The 21,045-nt window shown below is 64.8% G+C and carries 20 protein-coding genes; 12 read left to right on the plus strand and 8 right to left on the minus strand.

The genetic code is table 11. The annotated features are described in order from the left end of the window. The first annotated feature begins 29 nt into the window (after positions 1-29). From FJW05_RS11140 to FJW05_RS11150, 3 genes are all read left to right on the plus strand, one after another. Positions 30-1,355 carry an ABC transporter substrate-binding protein gene (locus FJW05_RS11140; RefSeq protein WP_140631540.1) on the plus strand — a complete coding sequence of 442 codons (1,326 nt, stop codon included), beginning with the start codon at positions 30-32 and terminating at the stop codon, positions 1,353-1,355. A gap of 98 nt (positions 1,356-1,453) precedes the next feature. Further along, a complete protein-coding gene (locus FJW05_RS11145; RefSeq protein ID WP_140631543.1) occupies positions 1,454-2,392 on the plus strand; it encodes a sugar ABC transporter permease in 939 nt (312 codons plus the stop codon). Position 2,393: 1 nt separating this feature from the next. Further along, complete coding sequence (locus FJW05_RS11150; RefSeq protein WP_140544608.1) at positions 2,394-3,287, plus strand: carbohydrate ABC transporter permease; 894 nt, start codon at positions 2,394-2,396, stop codon at positions 3,285-3,287. A gap of 45 nt (positions 3,288-3,332) precedes the next feature. Here FJW05_RS11150 and FJW05_RS11155 read toward each other — a convergent pair whose 3' ends face one another. Continuing rightward, entirely contained in the window at positions 3,333-4,775 is a 1,443-nt protein-coding gene (locus FJW05_RS11155) for a LuxR C-terminal-related transcriptional regulator (protein WP_140631546.1), read from the minus strand. A gap of 82 nt (positions 4,776-4,857) precedes the next feature. Here FJW05_RS11155 and FJW05_RS11160 point away from each other — a divergent pair, with 82 nt between their 5' ends. Next, on the plus strand, positions 4,858-5,193 hold the full coding sequence (locus FJW05_RS11160; RefSeq protein ID WP_140631549.1) for a hypothetical protein: 336 nt from the start codon (positions 4,858-4,860) through the stop codon (positions 5,191-5,193). Positions 5,194-5,196: 3 nt separating this feature from the next. Here FJW05_RS11160 and FJW05_RS11165 read toward each other — a convergent pair whose 3' ends face one another. Then, positions 5,197-5,616 (minus strand): VOC family protein, encoded by a 420-nt coding sequence (locus FJW05_RS11165; RefSeq protein ID WP_140631552.1) that lies wholly within the window; start codon positions 5,614-5,616, stop codon positions 5,197-5,199. 263 nt (positions 5,617-5,879) lie between these two features. Between FJW05_RS11165 and FJW05_RS11170 the strand changes: the two genes are divergently transcribed. Further along, positions 5,880-7,088 carry an MFS transporter gene (locus tag FJW05_RS11170; RefSeq protein ID WP_140631555.1) on the plus strand — a complete coding sequence of 403 codons (1,209 nt, stop codon included), beginning with the start codon at positions 5,880-5,882 and terminating at the stop codon, positions 7,086-7,088. 99 nt (positions 7,089-7,187) lie between these two features. On the opposite strand, the gene FJW05_RS11175 is transcribed toward FJW05_RS11170, so the two are convergent. Further along, positions 7,188-7,532 (minus strand): hypothetical protein, encoded by a 345-nt coding sequence (locus FJW05_RS11175; protein ID WP_140631558.1) that lies wholly within the window; start codon positions 7,530-7,532, stop codon positions 7,188-7,190. Between the two features lie 195 nt (positions 7,533-7,727). On the opposite strand from FJW05_RS11175, the gene FJW05_RS11180 reads away from it, so the two are divergent. After that, entirely contained in the window at positions 7,728-9,062 is a 1,335-nt protein-coding gene (locus FJW05_RS11180; protein ID WP_140631561.1) for a hypothetical protein, read from the plus strand. Between the two features lie 30 nt (positions 9,063-9,092). Here FJW05_RS11180 and FJW05_RS11185 read toward each other — a convergent pair whose 3' ends face one another. Beyond that, a complete protein-coding gene (locus FJW05_RS11185) occupies positions 9,093-11,324 on the minus strand; it encodes a cation:proton antiporter (protein WP_140632053.1) in 2,232 nt (743 codons plus the stop codon). Positions 11,325-11,753: 429 nt separating this feature from the next. On the opposite strand from FJW05_RS11185, the gene FJW05_RS11190 reads away from it, so the two are divergent. Together FJW05_RS11190 and FJW05_RS11195 are read left to right on the plus strand one after the other, a co-directional pair. Beyond that, positions 11,754-11,960: a hypothetical protein gene (locus FJW05_RS11190; protein WP_140541617.1), complete on the plus strand. Its 207-nt coding sequence runs from the start codon at positions 11,754-11,756 to the stop codon at positions 11,958-11,960. 233 nt (positions 11,961-12,193) lie between these two features. Next, complete coding sequence (locus FJW05_RS11195; RefSeq protein WP_246673369.1) at positions 12,194-12,862, plus strand: DUF2270 domain-containing protein; 669 nt, start codon at positions 12,194-12,196, stop codon at positions 12,860-12,862. A gap of 183 nt (positions 12,863-13,045) precedes the next feature. Here the strand turns inward: FJW05_RS11195 and FJW05_RS11200 are convergent, their stop codons facing one another. Both FJW05_RS11200 and FJW05_RS11205 read right to left on the minus strand, forming a co-directional pair. Beyond that, positions 13,046-13,657 (minus strand): sulfotransferase family protein, encoded by a 612-nt coding sequence (locus FJW05_RS11200; protein WP_140631566.1) that lies wholly within the window; start codon positions 13,655-13,657, stop codon positions 13,046-13,048. A 34-nt stretch (positions 13,658-13,691) separates the two neighbouring features. Then, a complete protein-coding gene (locus tag FJW05_RS11205; RefSeq protein ID WP_140631569.1) occupies positions 13,692-14,591 on the minus strand; it encodes a VOC family protein in 900 nt (299 codons plus the stop codon). A gap of 146 nt (positions 14,592-14,737) precedes the next feature. On the opposite strand from FJW05_RS11205, the gene FJW05_RS11210 reads away from it, so the two are divergent. Further along, entirely contained in the window at positions 14,738-15,037 is a 300-nt protein-coding gene (locus tag FJW05_RS11210; protein ID WP_095768322.1) for a hypothetical protein, read from the plus strand. Positions 15,038-15,080: 43 nt separating this feature from the next. Here the strand turns inward: FJW05_RS11210 and FJW05_RS11215 are convergent, their stop codons facing one another. Together FJW05_RS11215 and FJW05_RS11220 are read right to left on the minus strand one after the other, a co-directional pair. Further along, a complete protein-coding gene (locus FJW05_RS11215; protein ID WP_140631571.1) occupies positions 15,081-15,911 on the minus strand; it encodes an aldo/keto reductase in 831 nt (276 codons plus the stop codon). 139 nt (positions 15,912-16,050) lie between these two features. Continuing rightward, complete coding sequence (locus tag FJW05_RS11220) at positions 16,051-16,647, minus strand: TetR/AcrR family transcriptional regulator (protein ID WP_140632055.1); 597 nt, start codon at positions 16,645-16,647, stop codon at positions 16,051-16,053. A 483-nt stretch (positions 16,648-17,130) separates the two neighbouring features. Here FJW05_RS11220 and FJW05_RS11225 point away from each other — a divergent pair, with 483 nt between their 5' ends. The 3 genes from FJW05_RS11225 to FJW05_RS11235 are packed head-to-tail and all read left to right on the plus strand — an operon-like array spanning position 17,131 to position 20,902. Next, the gene (locus FJW05_RS11225; protein ID WP_181164905.1) at positions 17,131-17,631 is read left to right on the plus strand and encodes a (2Fe-2S)-binding protein; all 501 of its coding nucleotides are present in this window, start codon (positions 17,131-17,133) and stop codon (positions 17,629-17,631) included. Next, positions 17,628-18,611 (plus strand): xanthine dehydrogenase family protein subunit M, encoded by a 984-nt coding sequence (locus tag FJW05_RS11230; protein ID WP_140631574.1) that lies wholly within the window; start codon positions 17,628-17,630, stop codon positions 18,609-18,611. Before FJW05_RS11225 ends, FJW05_RS11230 begins: the two co-directional genes overlap by 4 nt. Further along, positions 18,608-20,902 carry a xanthine dehydrogenase family protein molybdopterin-binding subunit gene (locus tag FJW05_RS11235; RefSeq protein ID WP_140631576.1) on the plus strand — a complete coding sequence of 765 codons (2,295 nt, stop codon included), beginning with the start codon at positions 18,608-18,610 and terminating at the stop codon, positions 20,900-20,902. The genes FJW05_RS11230 and FJW05_RS11235 overlap by 4 nt, the downstream gene beginning before the upstream one ends. Positions 20,903-21,045 lie beyond the last annotated feature (143 nt).

Consider the following 21,045-nt stretch of genomic DNA (forward strand, 5'->3'; position numbering starts at 1 on the left):
CAACGGCAGAGCAATAGGAGGAAACGAGTATGAAGTTCACCAGACGCGATGTAATCCGCACGACCGCAGCCGCGGCGGCCGGAGCCCTGGGCAGCCGCTTCGTCGGCTCGGCCGCTTTCGCCCAGGAAGGCCTGACCTACAAGCCCGAGGAAGGCGCCAAGCTCAGGCTGCTGCGCTGGTCGCCCTTCGTGCAGGGCGACGAGGACCAGTGGCTGAAGAATACCAAGCGGTTCACCGAGGCGACGGGCGTGGAGGTGCGCGTCGACAAGGAAAGCTGGGAAGACATCCGTCCCAAGGCGGCGGTCGCCGCCAATGTCGGCTCCGGCCCCGACCTGATGTTCGTCTGGTTCGACGACCCGCACCAGTATCCCGACAAGCTGCTCGATGTGACGGAACTGGGTGATTATCTCGGCAAGAAGTATGGCGGCTGGTACGACGGCCCGAAACAATATGCGACGCGCGAGGGCAAGTTCATCGGCTTGCCGCTGGCCACCATCGGCAACGCCATCGTCTACCGCGAAAGCTGGGTCAAGGAGGCAGGCTTCTCCGAATTCCCAAAGGACACGGCCAGTTTCCTCGAACTTTGCAAGGCGTTGAAGGCGAAAGGCCATCCCGCCGGCTTCACCCATGGCCACGGCGTCGGCGACGGCAACAATTACGCGCATTGGCTGCTGTGGAGCCACGGCGGCCAGATGGTCGACGAAGCCGGCAAGGTGACGATCAACAGTCCGGAGACGCTCAAGGCGATCCAGTATGCGCAGGAGCTCTACAAGACCTTTATCCCCGGCACCGAAAGCTGGCTCGACGTCAACAACAATCGCGCATTCCTGGCGGGGGAAGTGAGCGTGATCGCCAACGGCATCTCAGCCTACAACACAGCAAAGATCAACAAGGACAAGGACCCGAAGCTGGCCGAGATCGCCAAGGACATCCGCACGACCAACATGCCGATCGGTCCGGTCGGGAAATCGGTCGAGCTTTTCCAGGTGACCACGGCCGTCATCTTCAACTACACGCCCTACCCCAATGCCGCCAAAGCCTATCTGCAGTTCATGTTCGAGGACCCGCAAATGTCCGACTGGATCACCTCGTCGGCGGGCTATTGCTGCCAAACGCTGAAAGCCTTCGACAACAACCCGGTTTGGAAGGCCGACCCCAACAATGCAGCCTACGCGAAAGCCTCGGCGACGCTGCGCCCCAACGGCTACGCCGGGCCGCTCGGCTATGCATCCGCCGCAACCATGGCTGACTACGTGCTGGTGGACATGTTCGCCAAGGCGGTGACGGGCCAGGCGACGCCGCAGGAAGCGATGGAGGAGGCCGAAAAACGCGCCAATCGCTACTACCGCGTCTGATCCTGGCGCAGTTTGAAGCAGGATGACCGCGCTTTGCGGCTTAGCCAAGCCAAGCGCGGTCAGCCACAGTTCCACCCGCATAACGAGGAGCCCGCGCCATGGCCGTGCCGTCCGTTGCCGTTCAGACGCGCCCGTCGATCCGTTCGAGGCTCGCCGAAAGCAAGAACGCTCTCGGCTTCGGCTTCATGCTGCCGGCGGCGGCGCTGCTCCTGGTCTTTCTCACCTATCCGCTCGGGCTCGGCGTCTGGCTCGGCTTCACGGACACGCGCATCGGCCGGCCCGGCATCTTCATCGGCGTCGAGAACTACGAATATCTGTGGAGCGACAGCGTCTTCTGGCTCTCGGTGTTCAACACGCTGCTCTACACGGTCAGCGCTTCGATCCTAAAATTCGTGCTCGGCCTCTGGCTGGCTCTCATCCTCAACGAGAAGCTGCCCTTCAAGTCGTTCTTCCGCGCCGTCGTGTTGCTGCCCTGGGTCGTGCCGACGGTGCTCTCGGCCATTGCCTTCTGGTGGATCTACGACTCGCAGTTTTCGATCCTGTCCTGGGCATTGCAGCAGATGGGCCTGATCGACCACCGCATCAATTTTCTCGGTGACCCGACCAATGCGCGCGCCTCGGTCATCGCGGCCAATGTGTGGCGCGGCATTCCCTTTGTCGCCATCACGCTGCTTGCCGGACTGCAGACGATCCCGCAATCGCTCTACGAGGCCGCCACGCTCGACGGCGCCAGCCGCTGGCAGCTGTTCCGCTACGTGACCCTGCCGTTGCTGACGCCGATCATAGCCATCACCATGACATTTTCGGTCCTGTTCACCTTCACCGATTTCCAGCTGATCTATGTGCTGACCCGCGGCGGGCCGGTGAACGCCACGCACCTGATGGCGACATTGTCCTTCCAGCGCGGTATTGCGGGCGGCCAACTGGGCGAAGGCGCGGCAATCGCGGTCGCCATGATTCCCTTCCTGCTGGCCGCGATCCTGTTCAGCTATTTCGGACTGCAACGGCGCAGATGGCAGCAAGGCGGCGGAGACTGACATGGCCGCGATCAAGGAAGTCGAGCGCCTGGAGACCGACGAAGGCGGCATGGGCTACCTGCAAAGCCTGCCGCGGCGGGTGGTGACAGTCTATCTGCCGCTGCTGGTGTTTCTGATCGTCCTCTTGTTTCCGTTCTACTGGATGACGATCACGGCTGTTAAGCCCAATATCGAGATGACCGACTATGTGAACTACAATCCGTTCTGGGTCGTGCATCCGACGCTGGAGCACATTCGCTATCTGCTCTTCGAGACCTCCTATCCAGGTTGGTTGCTCAACACGATCATCATTTCGACCGCCGCAACTTTCCTGTCGCTGGCGGCTGCCGTGCTTGCTGCGTATGCGATCGAGCGGCTGAGGTTTTCGGGGGCGCGGCAGGTTGGCCTCGCCGTCTTCCTCGCCTATCTCGTGCCGCCTTCTATCCTGTTCATTCCGCTGTCGGTGATGGTGTTCAATCTCGGTCTTTACGACACGCCGTTCGCACTGATCCTCACCTATCCGACCTTTCTCATCCCGTTCTGCACCTGGCTTCTGATGGGCTACTTCCGCTCGATCCCCTTCGAGTTGGAGGAATGCGCGCTCATCGATGGCGCGAGCCGCTGGCAGATCCTCACCAAGATCGTGCTGCCGCTGTCGGTTCCCGGTCTGATCTCGGCCGGCATCTTCGCCTTCACCTTGTCCTGGAATGAGTTCATCTATGCGCTGACCTTCATCCAGTCTTCGGAGAAGAAGACAGTGCCGGTCGGCGTGCTCACCGAACTCGTTCGCTCCGACGTCTATGAATGGGGCGCGCTCATGGCCGGCGCGCTGATCGGGTCGCTGCCGGTGGTGGTGCTCTATTCCTTTTTCGTCGAGCACTATGTTTCATCGATGACGGGCGCGGTGAAGGAATAGAAGCGCTTTCGCGCCTGGCGCCTGACGTCGGGCTTGTGACCGGGGCTAGCAGAGCGACACCAACTTCGCCGCTTCGCGGATGGCTCGCGCGGCGCCCGGATTGCTGACCGGATAGCCAGAGATGAAGCCCTCGACCGAGAAGCTGGGGAATTCGGTGCGCAGACGGTCCGCGATGGCTGCGGCCTCGCGATCTTCGCCTAGTGTCGCGTGGGCGAGCATCAGGAAGATCAGCACGTGCGGCGAATCCGGCGTGCTCCGTCGCAGCGCGGCTATGGCTTCCCGGTGCCTGCCGGCCGTGAACAGGACGCGCCCCTGCATGCCGAAATACCAGGGCGGGCTAAGCGGATTGAGTCGCATGGCGCGCTCGATGAGCGGGATGGCTTCCGCCGGATCGCCGGCGACCAGCGCCTTGCTGCCGGCAAGCAGCGCCAGCGTGTCGGCATGGTTGGAACCGCATTCGAAGGCGCGCCGGTGCGCCCTTTCAGCTGCCTCCAAATCGCCGAGGCAACCCATGAGGTCGCCGAAGCAGTTATGCGCAGTGCTGTCGCCCGGATCGAGCCGCAGCGCATTCTCGGCCGCCCAGCGCCATTTGGCGATCGAGGCGCTCAGATTGTCTCCGAAGCCGTTGCATGCCTCGATCGAATAGGCGTAGGCAAGTTCGGTCCAGGCCTTGACCAGGGTCGGGTCAAGTTCGAGCGCGCGTGAAAACAGCCTGATGGCTTCCCTGTTGCCGCTGCGGCTGAAGGTGTTGTGCTGCTCGACGCCCAGCAGATAGCAGTCATAGGCGCGCAGGCTGGCCGGCGGCTTGCGAAGAATTGCATTGCGGCCGACCGTGGCGATCGCTCCGAAACAGCCGGCAAGCACGTTGATCACGCTTTCGGTCAGGCTGTCCTGCAGCGCGAAGATGTCCTTGACGGGCCGGTCGAAGCGTTCGCTCCACAGGCTGACGCCGGTTCGCGCATCGGCCAGCTCCATCGTAAGCCGCACTCGCTGGGTGTCGGCGCGCAACTGACCGGACAGAAGATAGGCAGCGCCCAGGGCCTTGCCGTCGGCGGCGAAATCGGCCGGCTTGCTGCCCAGCGCCTTCATGGTGTGGAAGGCAATGACCGGCAGATCCGCGTAGCGCGCAAGGTCGATGGTAATGTCGGACGACAGCCCGCGAGCAAAGCGGCGCCATTGCTCGTCGGCGTTCAGGCATTCGACGGGAAATATCGCAAGGACCGGCGAAGTGTCGGGCACGGCCGGCATGGCTGTGACGGCGTTGATATGCATGGCAAGCGCGACCTTGCTGCGGACGCCGAGCTTTTCGTAGATCGCGGCGAGATGGGTGCGCACGGTGGATGGCGCGATGAACAGCGCCTCGCCGATCTCGCGATAGGTCAGGCCAGCCGCGAACCTTTCCGCCACCGCACGCTCGCGCTCGGACAAGGCCGGCACAGGCTGGCGCGCTGAAAGCGCGGCCGGTATGGACGCAGCGTCGTGGTTCATCTCGATTCCTGCCCGCGGACGGCGACATTATCAACGCCCCGCCCCCCGCAAAATACTACAAATGCAGGACCCAAAACACTGCATGCAGCCGATGGATCGACCGAGCGTGGCGGTTCAGGCTCCCGGCGTGCCCCTCGATGAGGGCCGTTTTTCCGAGGAGCCGACGATGAAACCCATGTTGAACACGATTTCCGATTTTTACGGCGCCGTGCGGCTCGACCTCCGCGACCCGCCGGCCGGAGGAAGCTTGACGCGTCATCCCGGGGTGTTCGGCCTTTTGGCCGTGTGGCACGAACGAGCCTGCTTCCGCGAGGAGCTGGCGCTCAAGGCGCGCTATACGCCATATCTGATCGGCGATATCGGTCTGACCATGGACGAGGTGCGGGAGGAGCTCGCTAAACCGTTCTGGCGCCGATAGGCCTCAGAAACTCACCACCACCGCATCCGCGCTCCGCGTCGCCGGCCCGTGAAACGCCGCCTCGATGTTGTTGCCATCAGGGTCGAGCAGGAAGCAGGCATAGTATCCGGGATGGTAGCGGCGTTCGCCCGGCGCGCCATTGTCCTTGCCGCCTGCGGCGAGCCCGGCGTGATAGAAGGCATCGACCGTGGCGCGGTCCTTCGCCTGGAAGGCGAGATGGTGACGGCCGGTGAGCACGCCTTGGGCGGAACGGCTGTCGGGGGTCGAGACGAACAGCTCGTCGGCCCAGAAATGGTCCTCAGCGCCGCCGCCGATCGGGATGCCCAGCACTTCGAATAGGCTGCTGTAGAAGCGCCGGCTGGCCTCAATGTCGCGCACCACCAGGTGAAGGTGATCGATGAGCCGGCCGCGATAGAGTTCCATGGGATGCTCCTGGTTGAGAGGGTGAAATCTAGATGGGGCTGGCGAGCGGTCAATGACGGGTACTGCCGGCTGCTGACACTTTCAGCCACGCGCGGGACAGCGCCCGGACCAACAAAATCGGCCCCTCAAGAAATCCGGATAAAAAATGCAACCAGATTGTAGGATCGGCTCCCGCCCCGGCGTCCTTCGGACGCAAACGGCCCGGTGGACTGGAAAAACCGTGCCGCATCAAACAGGATGCCTTTCGGCATGGGAGCAGAACCATGAACCATTCCTATCGTTGGGTCATCGTCGCGGCCGGCGCGCTGATGACCTGCGTGGCGCTCGGCGCCATGTTTTCGCTGGCGATCTTTCTGGAGCCGATGTCGCTCGACACAAACTGGTCGCGCACCGGCATTTCCAGCGCCATGACCTTGAATTTCCTGGTGATGGGCCTCGGCGGCTTCGCCTGGGGCGCGATCTATGACCGGGTCGGCGCCAGGCCCGTGGTGCTTGCGGGCGCGGTGCTGCTTGGCCTGTCGCTGGTGGTGGCGAGCCGGGCGACCTCGCTGCTGGTCTTCCAGCTCAGCTACGGCGTCATCGTCGGGCTGGCGGCCAGCGCCTTCTTCGCCCCGATGATCGCGCTCACCACCGCATGGTTCGACACCAACCGCAGCCTTGCCGTCTCGCTGGTCTCGGCCGGCATGGGCGTCGCGCCGATGACCATCTCGCCCTTCGCCCGCTGGCTGATCACGGCCTATGACTGGCGCACCGCCATGTTCGACATCGGCGTGATGGCCTGGGTGCTTTTGTTGCCCGCCGTCTTGCTGGTGCGCCAGCCATCGGCGGCGGTCGCAGCCAGCGACGGCACGCCGGCGCCCGTCACCGACGATCCCGGCATGAGCGTCGGCCAGGCGCTGCGCTCGCCGCAATTCATCGTGCTGGGCCTCACCTTCTTCGCCTGCTGCGCGGCGCATTCGGGCCCGATCTTCCACATGGTAAGCTATGCCATGTCCTGCGGTGTGGCGCCGATGGCGGCCGTGTCGATCTATAGCGTCGAGGGGCTGGCCGGCCTTGGCGGGCGCGTGCTCTACGGCGTGCTCGGCGACCGGCTGGGCGTCAAGCCGGTGCTGGTCACCGGGCTTGCTATCCAGGGCCTGGTGATCGCCGCTTATCTCACCGTCGGCCAGCTCGAGCAGTTCTACCTTCTGGCCGTCATCTTCGGCGCCACCTATGGCGGCGTGATGCCGCTTTACGCGGTGCTGGCGCGCGAATATTTCGGCCTTCGCATCATCGGCACCATCCTCGGCGCGGCAACGATGCTCTCCAGCCTCGGCATGTCGCTCGGGCCGCTTGCTGGCGGCATGATCTATGACGCCACCGCCAGCTACCGTTGGCTGTTCATCGGCTCGGCGCTGATCGGGTTGGGCGCGGCCGGGATCGCGATCGCCTTCCCGCCGCAGCCCAGCCGGCAGAAGCTGCAGATGGCTTGAAGGTGATCGGAAGCGGCCGCCCGACGGAAGGCGGCCGCTGCAACTGACGCCCGGTGAAGCCCGGGCGCGCGCGATCAGGAAGACCGATGGCGCCCAGTTTCAGGCCGACAGATTGTCCATTATCACCGACGTGTAACCGGAACCACTCGCAGGCATGGTATCGACCGCTCTCGACCGCCGCTTCCAGGCCGTCAGCGCGATCACCAGCGCGCAGCAGACGGCATTCAGCCAGTTGATCGCGGCCAATATCGGATCGTCGAGATTGACGCCGGCATGGAGGCCTGTGGTGGCGTTGGCGCCGGTCCACAGCAGCCAGGTCGTGTAGGAGATTGCCGAAGCGCAGTTCTCGTCGCGCGCCACGCGCAGGATCTGCGGCAGGTAGGAGACGACGCGCAGGCCGTTGAACAACGTGAACAGATAGAAGGACAGATCGCCAAGCGTCATTCGCGCGCCTCCCAGGCAGCCGGAAGCGGCATAAAGAGCCATGTGCGATCGGCCTGTGAGGCTTTTCACATGCGCAACTTAAAAGTGCGCTTAGACTTTCGAAAGGTTACCGGCATGATCCGGCCGGGAAGGTCTGGCTCCCGCAACCAGCCAGGCCTAACGTCCGTGCCGGTCACGCCATCGAGGGACATCTGCATGGCAAAGACGCTGGACAGTCTTCAAACGCTTTCGCGGGTGCTGCTGCTGCTCGCCGCGACGGTAATCGCGACCGCGGTTTCCTATCACCCGCCCTTCCGCTATTCGCGCGTGCTCGAGGGGCTGACCCGGCTCAACCGGCTCTATGACGAGTTGACCGGCGACATCGGGGCCAACGCGACGCTAGTTTATCGCGCGCAGCTTGCACCAGCCTTCGCCAAGGCGCCCTCCGCCGAGGCGGACGCCTTGAAAGCCATGGAATCCGTGCCGGAAGTGCTTACCGCCAGCGCAAACGGGAAAACCATCCCGATCCCTCTGACTAGCCCGGACCTGACGATGCTGGAGCTCAATGGATACGCCAATTCCAACTGGCCAGCAGTCTCCTACACCGTGCTCACGCTCGATCCCGCGCAATTCGCCAAGTTCGTGGACGACGCGCAGAACATGCCGGCGTGGAACGGCTTGATCGTGGCGAAGGATCTGATGGTCGAGGTTGGCGAGCCTGATCCAAAGACAAGACTCTGCGATCTCGTCTTCCGTTCGGAGAGCTGGGAGCAACAGCGACGGTCCAGCCTCGTCACCAGAATCGGCTGTTCGGCAGCAGCGACGCAAGACGTGACGCCCTTTTGGTTCAATTTCTACGTCAGGGCGCAGAAGCAACTTGGGTTGCTGTCCGGTGGCGTGCAGATACCGCAGGATATCGCGCTCCTGCCGCGATCGATTGCGCGCGACAAGCTCGCCACGCTGGCGACATCCGAGACCGCCGAAGAGACCGGTGATGTCCTTGGAGCCAAACTCGGCATCGCCGGCGTGCTCAATATCGGCCCGATCGTCATCATCGTCATACTCGCGATGATGCTCGGCCAAGCGCGTTGGGCCCGCACGCTTTCCGACAAGGATCCTGCCGAAAGTGCCTTCTGGTTCAGCCAGTTTCTGGGCTGGTCCTCGTTCGGCTTCGTCGCCGCGCTTTGGGCGCTGCCTTTCGTGGCAGCCGGCATGGCGACCGATGTCACTTATGTCGAGCCGCAGGAACTTCTCAGCAAACCTTGGTACGATCCGGCGCTGATCCATTCGCAGAGATGGTTTATTGCCGCGCTTGCCATCAGCTTTGTCCTGTCGACATGGCTGGCCATCGAAAACTGGAGGGCGGCGCGCGCATGGCGGAAGCGACTGGAGGCGGCCGCCGCGAGACCCGACGATACGAAAGACGAGCCGACCGTGGTGATCCTTTCGAGCCAGGAGCTTGCTGTCGAGGCGCCTGCCCCGATTGTGCAGGAAGATCCTCCCGCGAAGGCTTCGCAGCCCCGTGCCAAGCGTCAGCGATCGGCAGGCTGAAGATACCCGCTTGGGCCGCCGCCCGGCCGCTCAGCCCGTGCCCGTGCCCGTGCGCACCGCCTCGCGGTCGCTCTCGTCGCGCTTCACCCGCTCGTCGGAGATCAGCACCACTGGGCATGGGCTGCGCCGCAGGACGGCTGTCGTCGTCTCGCCGAAGATCAGCTCCTCGCCCTGGCGCCGCGCCACGCCCATGACGATCAGCGCCACGTTGCGGCCGGCCTGGCGGGTGATGGCGTCGGCGGCGGCGGCTCTGCTGCGGATCGCCGTCTCGATCTCGACGCCGTAGCGGTCGGCAAGCGCGACGATGTCCTTCAGCACGGCTTCCCTGCGGCGGTGCGAGACGGTGTCGCGCAGCTCGTCGCGGCCGGCCCGTGCGACATAGAGCGTCTTGACGCGCGCGCCGGTGACGGCGGCGACGGCTAAAGCCAGTTCGGCGCCGCGGCGGGCAACCGCCGTGCCGTTGACCGGCACCAGTATCTTGCCCGATCGCGGGCCGAGCCGAGGCATCTGGCGGCCGGCGGTGGCCGGCTTCAGCACCAGGCAGAGCGGCCCGTCGAAGGCGCCGGCGACCTCGTTCAGCCGATGCGAGAAGGCCCCCTTGGAAGTGACCGCGCGGCCGAGGCCGACGAGCAGCATGCCGTAGCCCTTGCGCGCCTCCTTGGTGACAGCCTCGGCCGAGAGCTCCTCATGCTGGCGGCGGGTGACCGGGGCTTCGCGCACCGGCGTCTCGTCGCCTTGCTTCGCCGCCTCACGGCTGTCCTCGGCGCCCTTCTCGATTTCCTCTAGATGCAACCCTTCGGTCGGCTCGGCATCGATCTCGCCGCTGGAATGCAGCACCGTCGTCGGCTTGCCGGCGCCGATGACGCCTGCTAGATAGGCGGCGAAGCGGCCGACGATACCCTCGTCGACCACCACCAGCAGCCGCTCCAGATTGGCGACGAAGCCGCGCTGGTCGATGTCCTCGCGCTCCAGTCTTTTCTGCTCGCCCTCGCCCATCGGCAGGCGGCGCAGGGCCCAGCGCAATGTCGGCGGCATGGCCAAGGTGGTGATGACCGCCATGGTGACGATCATGGTGAAGAGGTTGTGCGACAGCACGCCCATCGACAGGCCGATCGAGGCGACGATGACCTCCGTGGAACCGCGCGCGTTCATGCCGCAGCCCACCGCGACGCCTTCGGCGCGGCTCATGCCGGCGACCTCTGCGCCGATGAAGGCGCCGCCGAACTTGCCGATGCTGGCGATGATGACCAGCGCTACCGTCAGCAGCGCAAGCTGAGGATCGAGAAGCACGGTGAGGTCTGCGGATAGTCCGGCGACGCCGAAAAACACCGGCATGAAAAGGGCGGTGATGATGCCACGCAGCTGCCCTTCGATGTGGCGCGACAGGATCGGCGACTCGCCGACCAAGATGCCGGCGACGAAGGCGCCGAGCACGGTGTGCACGCCGATCAGATCGGTGATCAAGGCCATGGCGCCCATGATGGCGAGGATGACGGTGACGACCGCATACTCGGAGCGGAAGGTGTCGTTGGTCCAGCGGATGGCATCGAAGACGATGCGGCGCCCGAGTGTGAAGGAAAACGCCATGAAGGCGGCGACGCCCATAATGATGAAGGCCAGGCCGCCGATCTCGATGCGTCCCTTGGTGGCGATGCCGATGGTGATGGCGATGATTACCCAGCCGATCGTGTCCTCGATGATGGCCGACGAGACGATGATCTGGCCAAGGTCGCGGCGCATGAAGTTCATGTCGCGCACCACCATGGCGACGATCTTGACCGAGGAGATGGAGAGCGCAGTGCCGAGGAACAGCCCGGCAACGATGCGTTCGCTTCCTGCGGCAAGCAGCGTGGCCGGCATGAACTGGGCGGCGACGAAGCCGAGCGCGAAGGGCACCGCCACCCCGGCGGCCGATATGGAAAAACAGGCGCGGCCGACGCGGCGCACGAGCCGCAGATCCGTTTCCATGCCGGTGAGCAGGAGCAGCATCAACACGCCGAGCTGGGCGATGGCGTTGATCATCGACTTTTGCGAGGCGTCACCGGCAAAGACCAGCCGCTCGGCCGCCGGCCAGACCCAGCCGAGCAGCGAAGGCCCAAGCAGGATGCCGCCGATCAGCTGTCCCATCACCGCCGGCTGACCCAGTATTTCCAGCACCTCGCCGATGCCGCGACCGACGACAAGGAGCAGGATGAGTTCGGCGACGAAAATGCCTTCCGAGGACATGCCGATCTTTTCGGCGGCGAAGGCGACGACGGGCATCAGCAGAAGCGCAGCGGCGGCTAACACGACCGACCGGCGCAGATTGAGTATTTTGGACAAGCTGTCTCCCCTCGATTTCGCGTCATAACGGTTTGGCCGGTGGTTCGGTTGCACGGTGTCGGAGCTGCCAATCTCCCCCCCGTGGGGGAGATGTCCGGCAGGACAGAGGGGGGCGCGAAGGAACGCGGCTTCACAGCCAGAAGCGTTAACATCTGCAGGTCCGGCATGGGACATGCAGCAAGAGAGACAGGCAGAAGTTGGTGCTCTACGGCGACCCTCTGCCCTGCCGGGCATCTCCCCCACAAGAGGGGAGATCAGCAGTTCCGGCGCCGTTTCCTACAATTCTAATCAAATGCCACCACGGATTTTTGCTTCCCGGTAAAGCGACTCGGCGATGTTCGCGCCGTGGCGGGCAATAAGGAGAAGCTAATGAAAAGCGACTTTGCCGCCGCCCACCTGCACCTCGACCGGGCCTGCCATTACCTGCGCGGCGACGATGAAACGAGCCGCGCGGCGCTTGCGGCGCTCGACCTTGTGATCGAGGCAGTGGCGGCAGCCCAGCATGCCAGGCCGATCGCCGATGTGCTGCCCTTTCCGCGACGCGCGAACGGTGGTGTCCCCCCACTTGCATCCTGACTTATCCGCCTGAAAAGGCGGGAACATTCCGGCCGGCCGCACGTTGAAGCGACAGGGGTGTGGCCGGTCGATGTCGAGGCGAGGACGGCCGGCCATGGCGGCGGGAGGCGCACGGCAGAATGTCCCAGACGAATGCCGCAAAATCCACAGATGCAGCTGTGGCAAGGTCGACAGAGGCGGCTGCGCCGGCAAGATCCACCGAGAAGGCCGCACCGCCGCGCGCTTCCGACACGCTGGCGCTGAAGCTCAGCTCCCCTGAATTCACCACGACGCTGTCGCATTTCCACCGCGCCGAGATCGCGCGCATGGCGGGCTGGCGCGACCGGCTCGACCGCACCAGCAACTGGGCGATCACGGTGGTGGCGGCGATGCTGTCGGTATCGCTGTCGACGCCCAGCGCGCATCATGGCGTGCTTTTGTTCGCCATGCTCCTGATCACGCTGCTTTTGTGGATCGAGGCGCGGCGCTACCGTTTTTTCGACGTCTACCGCGCCCGTGTGCGGCAATTCGAGCGTTATTATTTCGCGCAGATCTTTTCGCCACAGCCGGACTATGCTTCCAACTGGCTCGCGATCCTCGGCGAAGGCCTGCGCTCGCCGCGTTTCCTGATCACGCAGCGCGCGGCGCTGATCAGGCGGCTGCGCCGCAACTACATCTTCATGTACACGATCCTGCTGCTTGCCTGGATCCTCAAGATCACCACGCCGAGCCTGTCGCGCGAAGGCTCTCCCATCGGCTTCGGCGCCTCGCTCGTCGACACCTTCCGGGTGGCGACGCTCGGCCCAATTCCCGGCGTCGTCGTCGTGTGCGGCGTGACCGGCTGCTACCTCGCGCTGCTCGCCGCGGCGTTCCTGGTCCGCGCCGATGACGGCGAGCTGTCCTTTGGCGACGTGCATGTGTGAGGGACGGGAGTAGGGCAGTAGTGAGTAGTGAGTAGTGAGTAGTGAGTAGTGAGTAGTGAGTAGTGAGTAGTGAATAGTGAATAGTGAATAGTGAATAGTGAATAGTGAGGAAGTTAGCGATGGGAGTTCGCGGCGTCTACGCGGCCTGAGACTCTTGACCTACTCCCCTACTCCCCTACTCCCCTACTCCCCTACCGACAGCGACAGCGCCGTCCGAAACTCCCGGGTCGAGTTGCGGCTGGGATAGGGTTCGTCCGGCACGGGAACGCCTAGATGGGCGCAAAGCGGGGCCCAGCCGTCGCCGAGCTTGTGGACCAGCAGACGTTCGGCCGGAACGGTGCTCAGCACCGCCTCGACATTGTCCCGATAGACGGCGATCGCATGGGCGCGGTCCTGCGGGCGGCCGCCAAAAACCTGTTTCGAAACGAGCGAGATGCCGAGCGACTCCTGGTCCGTGCTGCTGACGATCGCCGGCAGGATGGTTTTTTCGAAACTCTCCCACCAGCTTTCGGGCGAGCGCCAGGTCAGAATAACGCGTGCCTGCGGATAGATTTCGATCAGCTCGCGCCAGTAATGCGCCGAGGGCCAGTCAACGCAGGATTTATAACCGGCAAAGAGCCTGTCCCAGTCGGGCGCGGCGCCCTTGGCCAGCGCCCGCCAGAGCAGCTTCTGCTCCTCATGCGCCATTACCTCCGACATATGGTAGCAAGGACCGAAGCCGAGCATGGTCAGCGCCTCGCGCATCGAATCCGTGCCGGTCCGGCCGAAGCCGGCTCCAATAACCTTGAGCGACATTTCCCCTCCTCCTCCCGTCTTCAAGCGGTTGCGCTCAATCTCCCTGGACCACGAGCCGCAGCCGGTTGCCTTCCGGGTCGGCGGTCGAGATAACGCGACCATCCCTTTTCACCGGTATGTCGGCCGCTTCGAGCCTGCCCTCCACGGCGGCGAGCTCCTGCGCGGAGCCAAGCTCGATGGTGAAATGGTCGAGGCCGGCCGCACCCTGCGGCGGCTCGCGCAGCTCGTCGCGCGCCCAGATGTTGAAGGCCACCATATGGGCGCGGCGCTCCGTGCCGCAGTCAAACATGCCGAAGGTCCGGGACTGAATATGCGGCCGGAAGCCGAGCACGCCGAGATAGAATTTCATCAGCATCTCGGGCGCGCGGGCGCGCAAATGGATGTGGCCGATAAAGGCATCCTGCGCCATCTTCGGCTCGATATGGCCGGAGTTGCCGAGGTCGCGCAGCAGCCCCGACACGTCCAGCGGCTCGAGCCCCGAATGCGCGCTGCCGTCGGTGGCAATCAGCGTCACGCGGCCATTGGGCGACACTTCGCGGCGCAGCAAGCGCTCCGGCGTGTCGAAGCAGATTTCGATGCCGTTACCGGAGGGGTCGGAGACATAGAGCGATTCCGAAACCAGATGATCCTGGGCGCTGAACCGTAAGCCAAATGCCTTGAGGCGGGCGGCTGTATGCGCGAGATCGCGACGGCTGGTGATATGGATGGCGACGTGGAAGAGATCGCACGACTTCTGCGGCAGCGGTGCCTCCGCGCCGGCATGGAGCACGATCAGCGTCCGGCCGCCGGCGCCAAGCTCCGCCATGGTGGCGTCCTCGCCAAGCAGCGCCAACCCAAGCGCGTCGCGCCAGACATTCAAGGCCGCCGGCACGTCGGTCACCTTGAGATGGACCGGCCCGAGACGGGTCACCGGAGACAGCAATCCATCATCCATCGTCGTCTGTCCGATTGCGGCCAATGACATATTAGCTGTGAATGAATTGCCTGTCGCGCCCCAAGTTCGGGTTGACCCCTCCCCGGCGGGCGGCGACTATTGCGACGGCCGGTTTTTCTGGAATTGGTTCAGCAGGAGGAGATCGCATGGACGAGACCGAACAGTGGCGCAACATGGCGAGCGCGCCGCGGGACGGCAGCCGCATCCTCGTGACGGTGCGTTCCTCCGAGCAGGGACCGGCCGAGGTCGACATGGCCTACTGGTCGCGCGCCGACCAGTTCGGCGAGGAAGGCTGGCGGGCGTCGGACTCCTCGCCCGGCCGCATCGTCGAATACGCAGAACCGGAACTCAGATGCTGGATGCCGCTGCCGACCGCAGGACGCGGGACGATGCCGAGCCCCTGGGAGGGAGATGACGTGCCGCTGGTGGATGGAGAGGGAATTTAGCTAGGCAATCCCCTTCCTTGTGGGAGAAGGGGGAACCTAATCCTCAGAACAAGAACGCCGCCGTGGCTGGATCGGGTCCCGTCCGGCCGTCGGGCGAATCCAGACCGTGAACGGTCTGCATGTCGTCCGCGTCCAATTCGAAGCCGAAGATGTCGAAATTGCCGGCGATGCGCTCCCGGTGGATCGACTTCGGAATGACGACCAGCCCCTCCTGCAGGTGCCAGCGGATGATGACCTGCGCCACCGACTTGCCGTGCTTCTTCGCGATCTTCTCCAGCGTCGGATCGCCCAGCAGCCGGCCGCTGCCCAGCGGGCTCCAGCTCTCGATACGGATGTTGTGCCTGGCGTGAAAATCGCGCTTATCACGCTGCTGGAAGCGCGGATGCAATTCGATCTGGTTGACGACCGGCGTCACGCCGGTCTCGCCGACGATACGCTCCAGATGGTCCTGGTTGAAGTTCGAGACGCCGACAGACTTGATACGGCCGGCCTTCCGCAGCTCGACCAGCGTCTTCCAGGCCTCGACATATTTGTTCTGGCTGGGCACCGGCCAGTGGATGAGGAACAGGTCGATCTGGTCAATGCCGAGTTTTTGCATCGTCTCGTCGAAGGCGCGCAGCGCCGCGTCACGCTGATGCGCGCCGTTGCGCAGCTTGGAGGTAATGAACAACTCGCCGCGCGGCACGCCGGCAGCACGGATCGCCTCGCCGACGCCTTCCTCGTTGCGATAACCCTCGGCGGTGTCGATCAGCCGGTAGCCGGCCTCGATGCCCCAGCGCACAACCTTGGCCGTGATCTCCGGATCGACCTGCCAGACGCCCAGCCCGATCTGCGGGATGGTGGCGCCGTCGTTCAATTTGAGCTTTTCGGGCATGGGAGGTTCCTTTTGGAAGGGAGGGTGGTGCCGACTATGTAGGCCACGGGTTGGGGAATGCCAGTCAGGGAGAGAGAAGATGGCGCAGCGCCGAAGCTGCCAATCTCCCCTCGTGGGGGAGATTAGCAGTTCCCGCGCCTCAGCCCCTCGCCCCGAACCGCAGCCCATCCATCAAGAGCTTCACCAGCCGCCCCGACCGCTCGCGCCAGTCCGGCGTATTCGGCGCCGAGTAGATGCCGCCCAGCGCATGCATGACGTCGGAGGCGTCGACGTCGGCGCGGATTTTGCCCGAGGCGGCGGCGGCCTCGATCAGGCTTCGCATGGCGCCCGAGACGCGGCCTGAAGTGTCGGAGAACAGCGTCGAGTTGGTGGTGAGCAATAGGCGCAGGCTGGTGGCGAGGCCGCGCTTGGTGGCGATATAGTCGACGAAGCGCTGCATCCAGAGCTCCAGTGCGACATCGGCAGCGTGCTCCCGGGCGAGTTCCTCGGCCGCGTGGCAAAGTCCCTCCACCTCGCGGCGATAGACGACCTCGACCAGATGCTCGCGGGTTGGGAAATGGCGGTAGAGCGTGCCGATGCCGACCCCTGCCCGTTTGGCGATCTCCTCCAGCGAGGCGTCGACGCCATCGGCGGCGAAAGCCTGCGCCGCCACCTCGACCAGCCTGTCGCGGTTGCGTTGCGCATCGGCGCGCAACGGCTTTGGCGCCTGCGCGTCGCGCTTTGCTTTAGCGGTCATTTCCTGGTCAGGCACTTTTTTCTCCACCGAACGCAATATGGGGGGTTGAACCATGACAGCCCAGACCCCACGTAAATAAACGGAGGCACCTCCGTTTATGTGGAGTGCTTTTATCATATAACCAGGGGAAGCGATATGTCACGTAGAGAAGGACGGCAAGCGCACCCTGGTTGGTGCAGACGGGCGCGCTCTGCGACGCCTCTGGTTGGCGAATCCGCTCGTGAGTTCGTCATCCTAGGGCGAAGCAAGGAGCGAAGCGACGCGGCGCAGACCCTAGGATCCATGCCATACCCTGCGAGCGCGGCTACGGTGCAGAATTCTGGCCCGCCGCGATCCTCGGCAAACGCGACGGCATGGATCCTCGGGTCAAGCCCGAGGATGACGACCGCAGAGGTTGCGTCCCTCCAGCCATTACCCTTGCCCTGTCCTCCCAAGCCCCATTTCCATCCGCTCAAGCGTCCAGCAATCGGAGCCCGACGCCCCATGAATGATCAAGTCACCATCAGTCCCACCACGCTTTCCCTCAACCTCACCATCAATGGCCAGGCCCACGCGCTGGAGATCGAGCCGCGCGTGACGCTGCTCGATGCGCTGCGCGAACGGCTCCACCTCACCGGCACCAAGAAAGGCTGCGACCAGGGCCAGTGCGGCGCCTGCACCGTGCATGTCGACGGCGAGCGCGTGCTGGCCTGCCTGACGCTCGCGGCCCAAGTCGAAGGGCGCTCGATCACCACCATCGAGGGCCTTGCCGGCCAGGACGGCACGTTGCATGCCGTGCAGGCCGCTTTCCTCGATCAGGACGCCTTCCAGTGCGGCTATTGCACGCCGGGACAGATCATGTCGGCGGTGGCCTGCATCCGCGAGGGCCATGCCGGCTCCGACGAGGAGATCCGCGAATACATGGCCGGCAACCTGTGCCGCTGCGGCGCCTATCCGCACATCGTCGCCGCCATTCGCCAAGCCGCACAGGAGCTGCGCTCGTGAGAGATTTTTCGTATCTACGCGCCGACAGCGTCGAGGCCGCGCGCAACGCCGCCGCCCTTCCCGGCGCCATGCTGCTTGCAGGCGGCACCACGCTCATCGACCTCGCCAAATGCGGCGTCGCCGAACCCTCGACCGTCATCGACATCAGCCACATCGAAGGGCTCGACGCCATCGATGTCACTGCCGACCGCGCCGTGATCGGCGCGCTGGCCAGGATGAGCCATGTCGCCGACCACACCTCCGTGAAGAGCTGCTTCCCGGCCGTATCGGAAGCCCTGTGGCAGGCGGCCTCGGCGCAGTTGCGCAACATGGCAACCGTCGGCGGCAATCTGATGCAGCGCACGCGCTGCCCCTATTTCCGCGATCCGCAAAATTTCCCGGCGTGCAACAAGCGCGCGCACGGCAGCGGCTGCTCGGCGATCGGCGGCGCGACGCGCGGCCATGCGGTGCTCGGCGTGAGCGAGGCCTGCATCGCCACCTATCCGGGCGATCTCGCCGTGGCGCTCGTCGCCTTCGACGCCGAAGTCGATCTCGGCGGGCGCAAGCTCAAGGTCGAGGACTTCTTCCTTGCGCCGGGCGCCACCGCCGAGCAGGAGCACGACATCCGCCCCGGCGAAGTGATCACCGCAGTAGAGATCCCAGGCTCGGCCGCGGCCAGACGCTCGACCTACATCAAGGTGCGCGATCGCCAGTCCTATGAGTTCGCGGCGGCAAGCGCGGCCGTCGGACTGGAACTTGAAGGCGACGGCCGCACCGTGCGCGACATCCGCGTCGCGCTCGGCGGCGTCGCCACGAAACCTTGGCGGGCGCGCGCCGTCGAAGAGGCGCTGAAAGGCAAGGCGATCGACGAAGCCACGATCCGCAAGGCGAGCGAGCTCGCCATGGAGGGCGCCGTCGACCATGGCGCCAACCACTACAAGATTGCGTTGGCGCCGCGCGTGATCGCGCGCGCCATTCTCAAATTGGGAGAGACGGCATGACCGTTCATGACATGAAACACGCCGCGTCCGACAGCGCGCGTCTCGAAGCGGTCGGCGGGCGGCTGTCGCGCGTCGACGGACCGGCCAAGATCACGGGCGCAGCGAAATACGCCTTCGAGCAGCAGCTCGATGGGCTGACGCATGCGGTGCTGGTCGGCGCAACGATCGCCGCCGGCAAGGTGACGGCGATCGACGCCCGCGCGGCCGAGACCGCGCCCGGCGTGCTAGCCGTGCTGACGCCCGACAACATCATGGAATTGAAGGGCGCATCGGACTGGCTCGGCAACCCGCCCTCGCAGCCGACCTATGCGCCGCTCGTGCGCGAAGTCACCTTTTCCGGCCAGCATGTCGCGGCGGTGGTGGCCGAGACATTCGAGCAGGCGGTCGCCGCCGCGGCGCTGGTCAAGGTGTGGTATGACGAGACGCCGGCTATCGTCGACCTAAGCGACGGCAAGGCCGGCGACGGCATCCCGATCGACGCCATGACCAAGGAATGGGGCGACGCTGAAGCCGCCTTCGCCGAAGCGCCTGTGCGCATCTGCGCGGCCTACAACACGCCGCGCGAATTCCAGGCGGCGATGGAGCCGCATGGGCTGATCGCGCGCTGGGAGGGCGACGAGCTGACCATCTGGGAGCCCAGCCAATGGCTCGACGGCATGGCGCGCACCTATGCCGAGTGGTTTTCCGTGCCGTTCGAGAATGTGCGGCTGGTCTCGCCCTATGTCGGCGGCGGCTTCGGCTCCAAGGCGGTGGCGCTGGCGCACAGCGCGGTTGCGGCGGCTGCCGCCAGGATGCTCGACCGGCCGGTGAAGCTGGTGCTCACCCGCCCGCAGAATTTTACGTCCTATGGCGGTCGCGCGGCGACGCGTCAGACCGTTGCGATCGGCGCCGACAGGGATGGCAAAATCCAGTCGATCGTCCATCGCGGCGTCAACGAGACAGCGGTCGACGGGACGTGGGTCGAGCCGCTCGGCTCCGTCACCTCGATCATGTATGCCACGCCCAACTTCTCCTCGAAGCAGAATGTGGTGCGGGTCAATACGGTGGTGCCGGGAGCAAAACGCGCGCCGGGGGAGAACCCGAGCGCCTTCGGCATCGAAAGCGCCATCGACGAGCTTGCCTATGAGCTCGGTATCGATCCGCTGGAGATGCGGCTGATCAATTATGCCGAGCAGGACCCGCATGCGAAGAAGGCGTGGTCGACACGCCAGTTGCGCGAAGCCTTTGCCGCCGGCGCGGAGGCCTTCGGCTGGGCGAAGCGCAGCAACGCGCCGCGCTCGATGCGCGACGGCCACCAGCTCATCGGCTGGGGTGTTGCGGCCGGCACCTATCCGGTGCGGCGCGCGCATGGCGAGGCGGTGGTGAAGCTGCTTTCCGACGGTTCCGTCGAAGTCGAAAGCTCGTCCATCGACATGGGCCAAGGCACTTACACGATCCTGGCGCAGACCGCGGCCGAGACGCTTGGCGTGCCGGTGGAGCGGGTGTCGGTGAAGCTCGGCGACTCGCATTTCGCCCGCGCCGGCGTCACCGGCGGCTCGCGACTTGCCGGCGTCATGACCGGCGCCGTTCACAAGGCGGCAGGCCAGGCGCTGGACGAGCTGATCGGGCTCGCGCTTTCCGAACCGCGCTCGCCGTTCCAGAAGCTGCAGGCGAACACGCTGCAAGTGAGGGATGGCCGCATCGCCTCGCCGCGCGGCGAAGGGCCGGACCTGTCGATCGCAGACTTCATGGTGGCGATCGGCCGCGACCAAATCGAAGCCAAGGGCGACACGCTGCCGGCCAGCACGACGCCGGAAGAGCGCTACAAGAACTACACCACGATAGCCATGTCGATCCCGCACACCGAGGGCGACTATTCGCGCCATTCCTGGTGCGCGCATTTCGTCGAGGTGCGCATCGACGAGGATTTCGGCACGGTGCGCGTGGCGCGCGTGGTGTCGGCGCTGGATTCAGGCCGGCTCTACAACCCGAAGCTGGCGGAGAGCCAGTGGAAGGGCGGCATCATCATGGGCATCGGCCAGGCGCTGCTCGAGGAAGGCGTCGTCGATCGTCGCCACGGCCGCATCGTCAACGGCAATTTCGCCGACTACATGCTGCCGACCAATGCCGATATCCCGGACATCCAGACCATCTCGGTCGGCATCCCCGACCCGCACTCCTCCGCCCTTGGGGGCAAGGGCGTGGGCGAACTGGCAATCGTCGGCATCGCGCCGGCGATTGCCAACGCAGTGTTCCACGCGACAGGGAAAAGGGTGCGGGATCTGCCGATCACGCTGGAGAAGCTGATCTGAGGTCGACGCCAGGGACGCCCTTTACCTGGCGGGCAGCAGGTGTCGATGGTCGCGCCGACGGGCTCGCCGGCCGAGCGCGCATCGTCAACTTCTTGGCCCGCGCCGGCGGGCGTGCATGCGTCTACGGCACAAGCAAAACCCCG

This window comes from Mesorhizobium sp. B2-9-1, assembly GCF_006439455.1.
GTDB lineage: Bacteria > Pseudomonadota > Alphaproteobacteria > Rhizobiales > Rhizobiaceae > Mesorhizobium.

Excerpts from the sequence above, each read along its gene's own strand:
- FJW05_RS11205 (WP_140631569.1), bottom strand. The coding sequence starts at position 14,591 with ATGGATGATGGATTGCTGTCTCCGGTGACCCGTCTCGGGCCGGTCCAT.
- FJW05_RS11175 (WP_140631558.1), bottom strand. The coding sequence starts at position 7,532 with ATGACGCTTGGCGATCTGTCCTTCTATCTGTTCACGTTGTTCAACGGC.
- FJW05_RS11145 (WP_140631543.1), top strand. The coding sequence starts at position 1,454 with ATGGCCGTGCCGTCCGTTGCCGTTCAGACGCGCCCGTCGATCCGTTCG.
- FJW05_RS11190 (WP_140541617.1), top strand. The coding sequence starts at position 11,754 with ATGAAAAGCGACTTTGCCGCCGCCCACCTGCACCTCGACCGGGCCTGC.
- FJW05_RS11200 (WP_140631566.1), bottom strand. The coding sequence starts at position 13,657 with ATGTCGCTCAAGGTTATTGGAGCCGGCTTCGGCCGGACCGGCACGGAT.
- FJW05_RS11170 (WP_140631555.1), top strand. The coding sequence starts at position 5,880 with ATGAACCATTCCTATCGTTGGGTCATCGTCGCGGCCGGCGCGCTGATG.
- FJW05_RS11225 (WP_181164905.1), top strand. The coding sequence starts at position 17,131 with ATGAATGATCAAGTCACCATCAGTCCCACCACGCTTTCCCTCAACCTC.
- FJW05_RS11155 (WP_140631546.1), bottom strand. The coding sequence starts at position 4,775 with ATGAACCACGACGCTGCGTCCATACCGGCCGCGCTTTCAGCGCGCCAG.
- FJW05_RS11165 (WP_140631552.1), bottom strand. The coding sequence starts at position 5,616 with ATGGAACTCTATCGCGGCCGGCTCATCGATCACCTTCACCTGGTGGTG.
- FJW05_RS11235 (WP_140631576.1), top strand. The coding sequence starts at position 18,608 with ATGACCGTTCATGACATGAAACACGCCGCGTCCGACAGCGCGCGTCTC.
- FJW05_RS11140 (WP_140631540.1), top strand. The coding sequence starts at position 30 with ATGAAGTTCACCAGACGCGATGTAATCCGCACGACCGCAGCCGCGGCG.
- FJW05_RS11150 (WP_140544608.1), top strand. The coding sequence starts at position 2,394 with ATGGCCGCGATCAAGGAAGTCGAGCGCCTGGAGACCGACGAAGGCGGC.
- FJW05_RS11210 (WP_095768322.1), top strand. The coding sequence starts at position 14,738 with ATGGACGAGACCGAACAGTGGCGCAACATGGCGAGCGCGCCGCGGGAC.
- FJW05_RS11215 (WP_140631571.1), bottom strand. The coding sequence starts at position 15,911 with ATGCCCGAAAAGCTCAAATTGAACGACGGCGCCACCATCCCGCAGATC.
- FJW05_RS11220 (WP_140632055.1), bottom strand. The coding sequence starts at position 16,647 with ATGACCGCTAAAGCAAAGCGCGACGCGCAGGCGCCAAAGCCGTTGCGC.
- FJW05_RS11185 (WP_140632053.1), bottom strand. The coding sequence starts at position 11,324 with ATGCCCGTCGTCGCCTTCGCCGCCGAAAAGATCGGCATGTCCTCGGAA.
- FJW05_RS11180 (WP_140631561.1), top strand. The coding sequence starts at position 7,728 with ATGGCAAAGACGCTGGACAGTCTTCAAACGCTTTCGCGGGTGCTGCTG.
- FJW05_RS11160 (WP_140631549.1), top strand. The coding sequence starts at position 4,858 with ATGCAGCCGATGGATCGACCGAGCGTGGCGGTTCAGGCTCCCGGCGTG.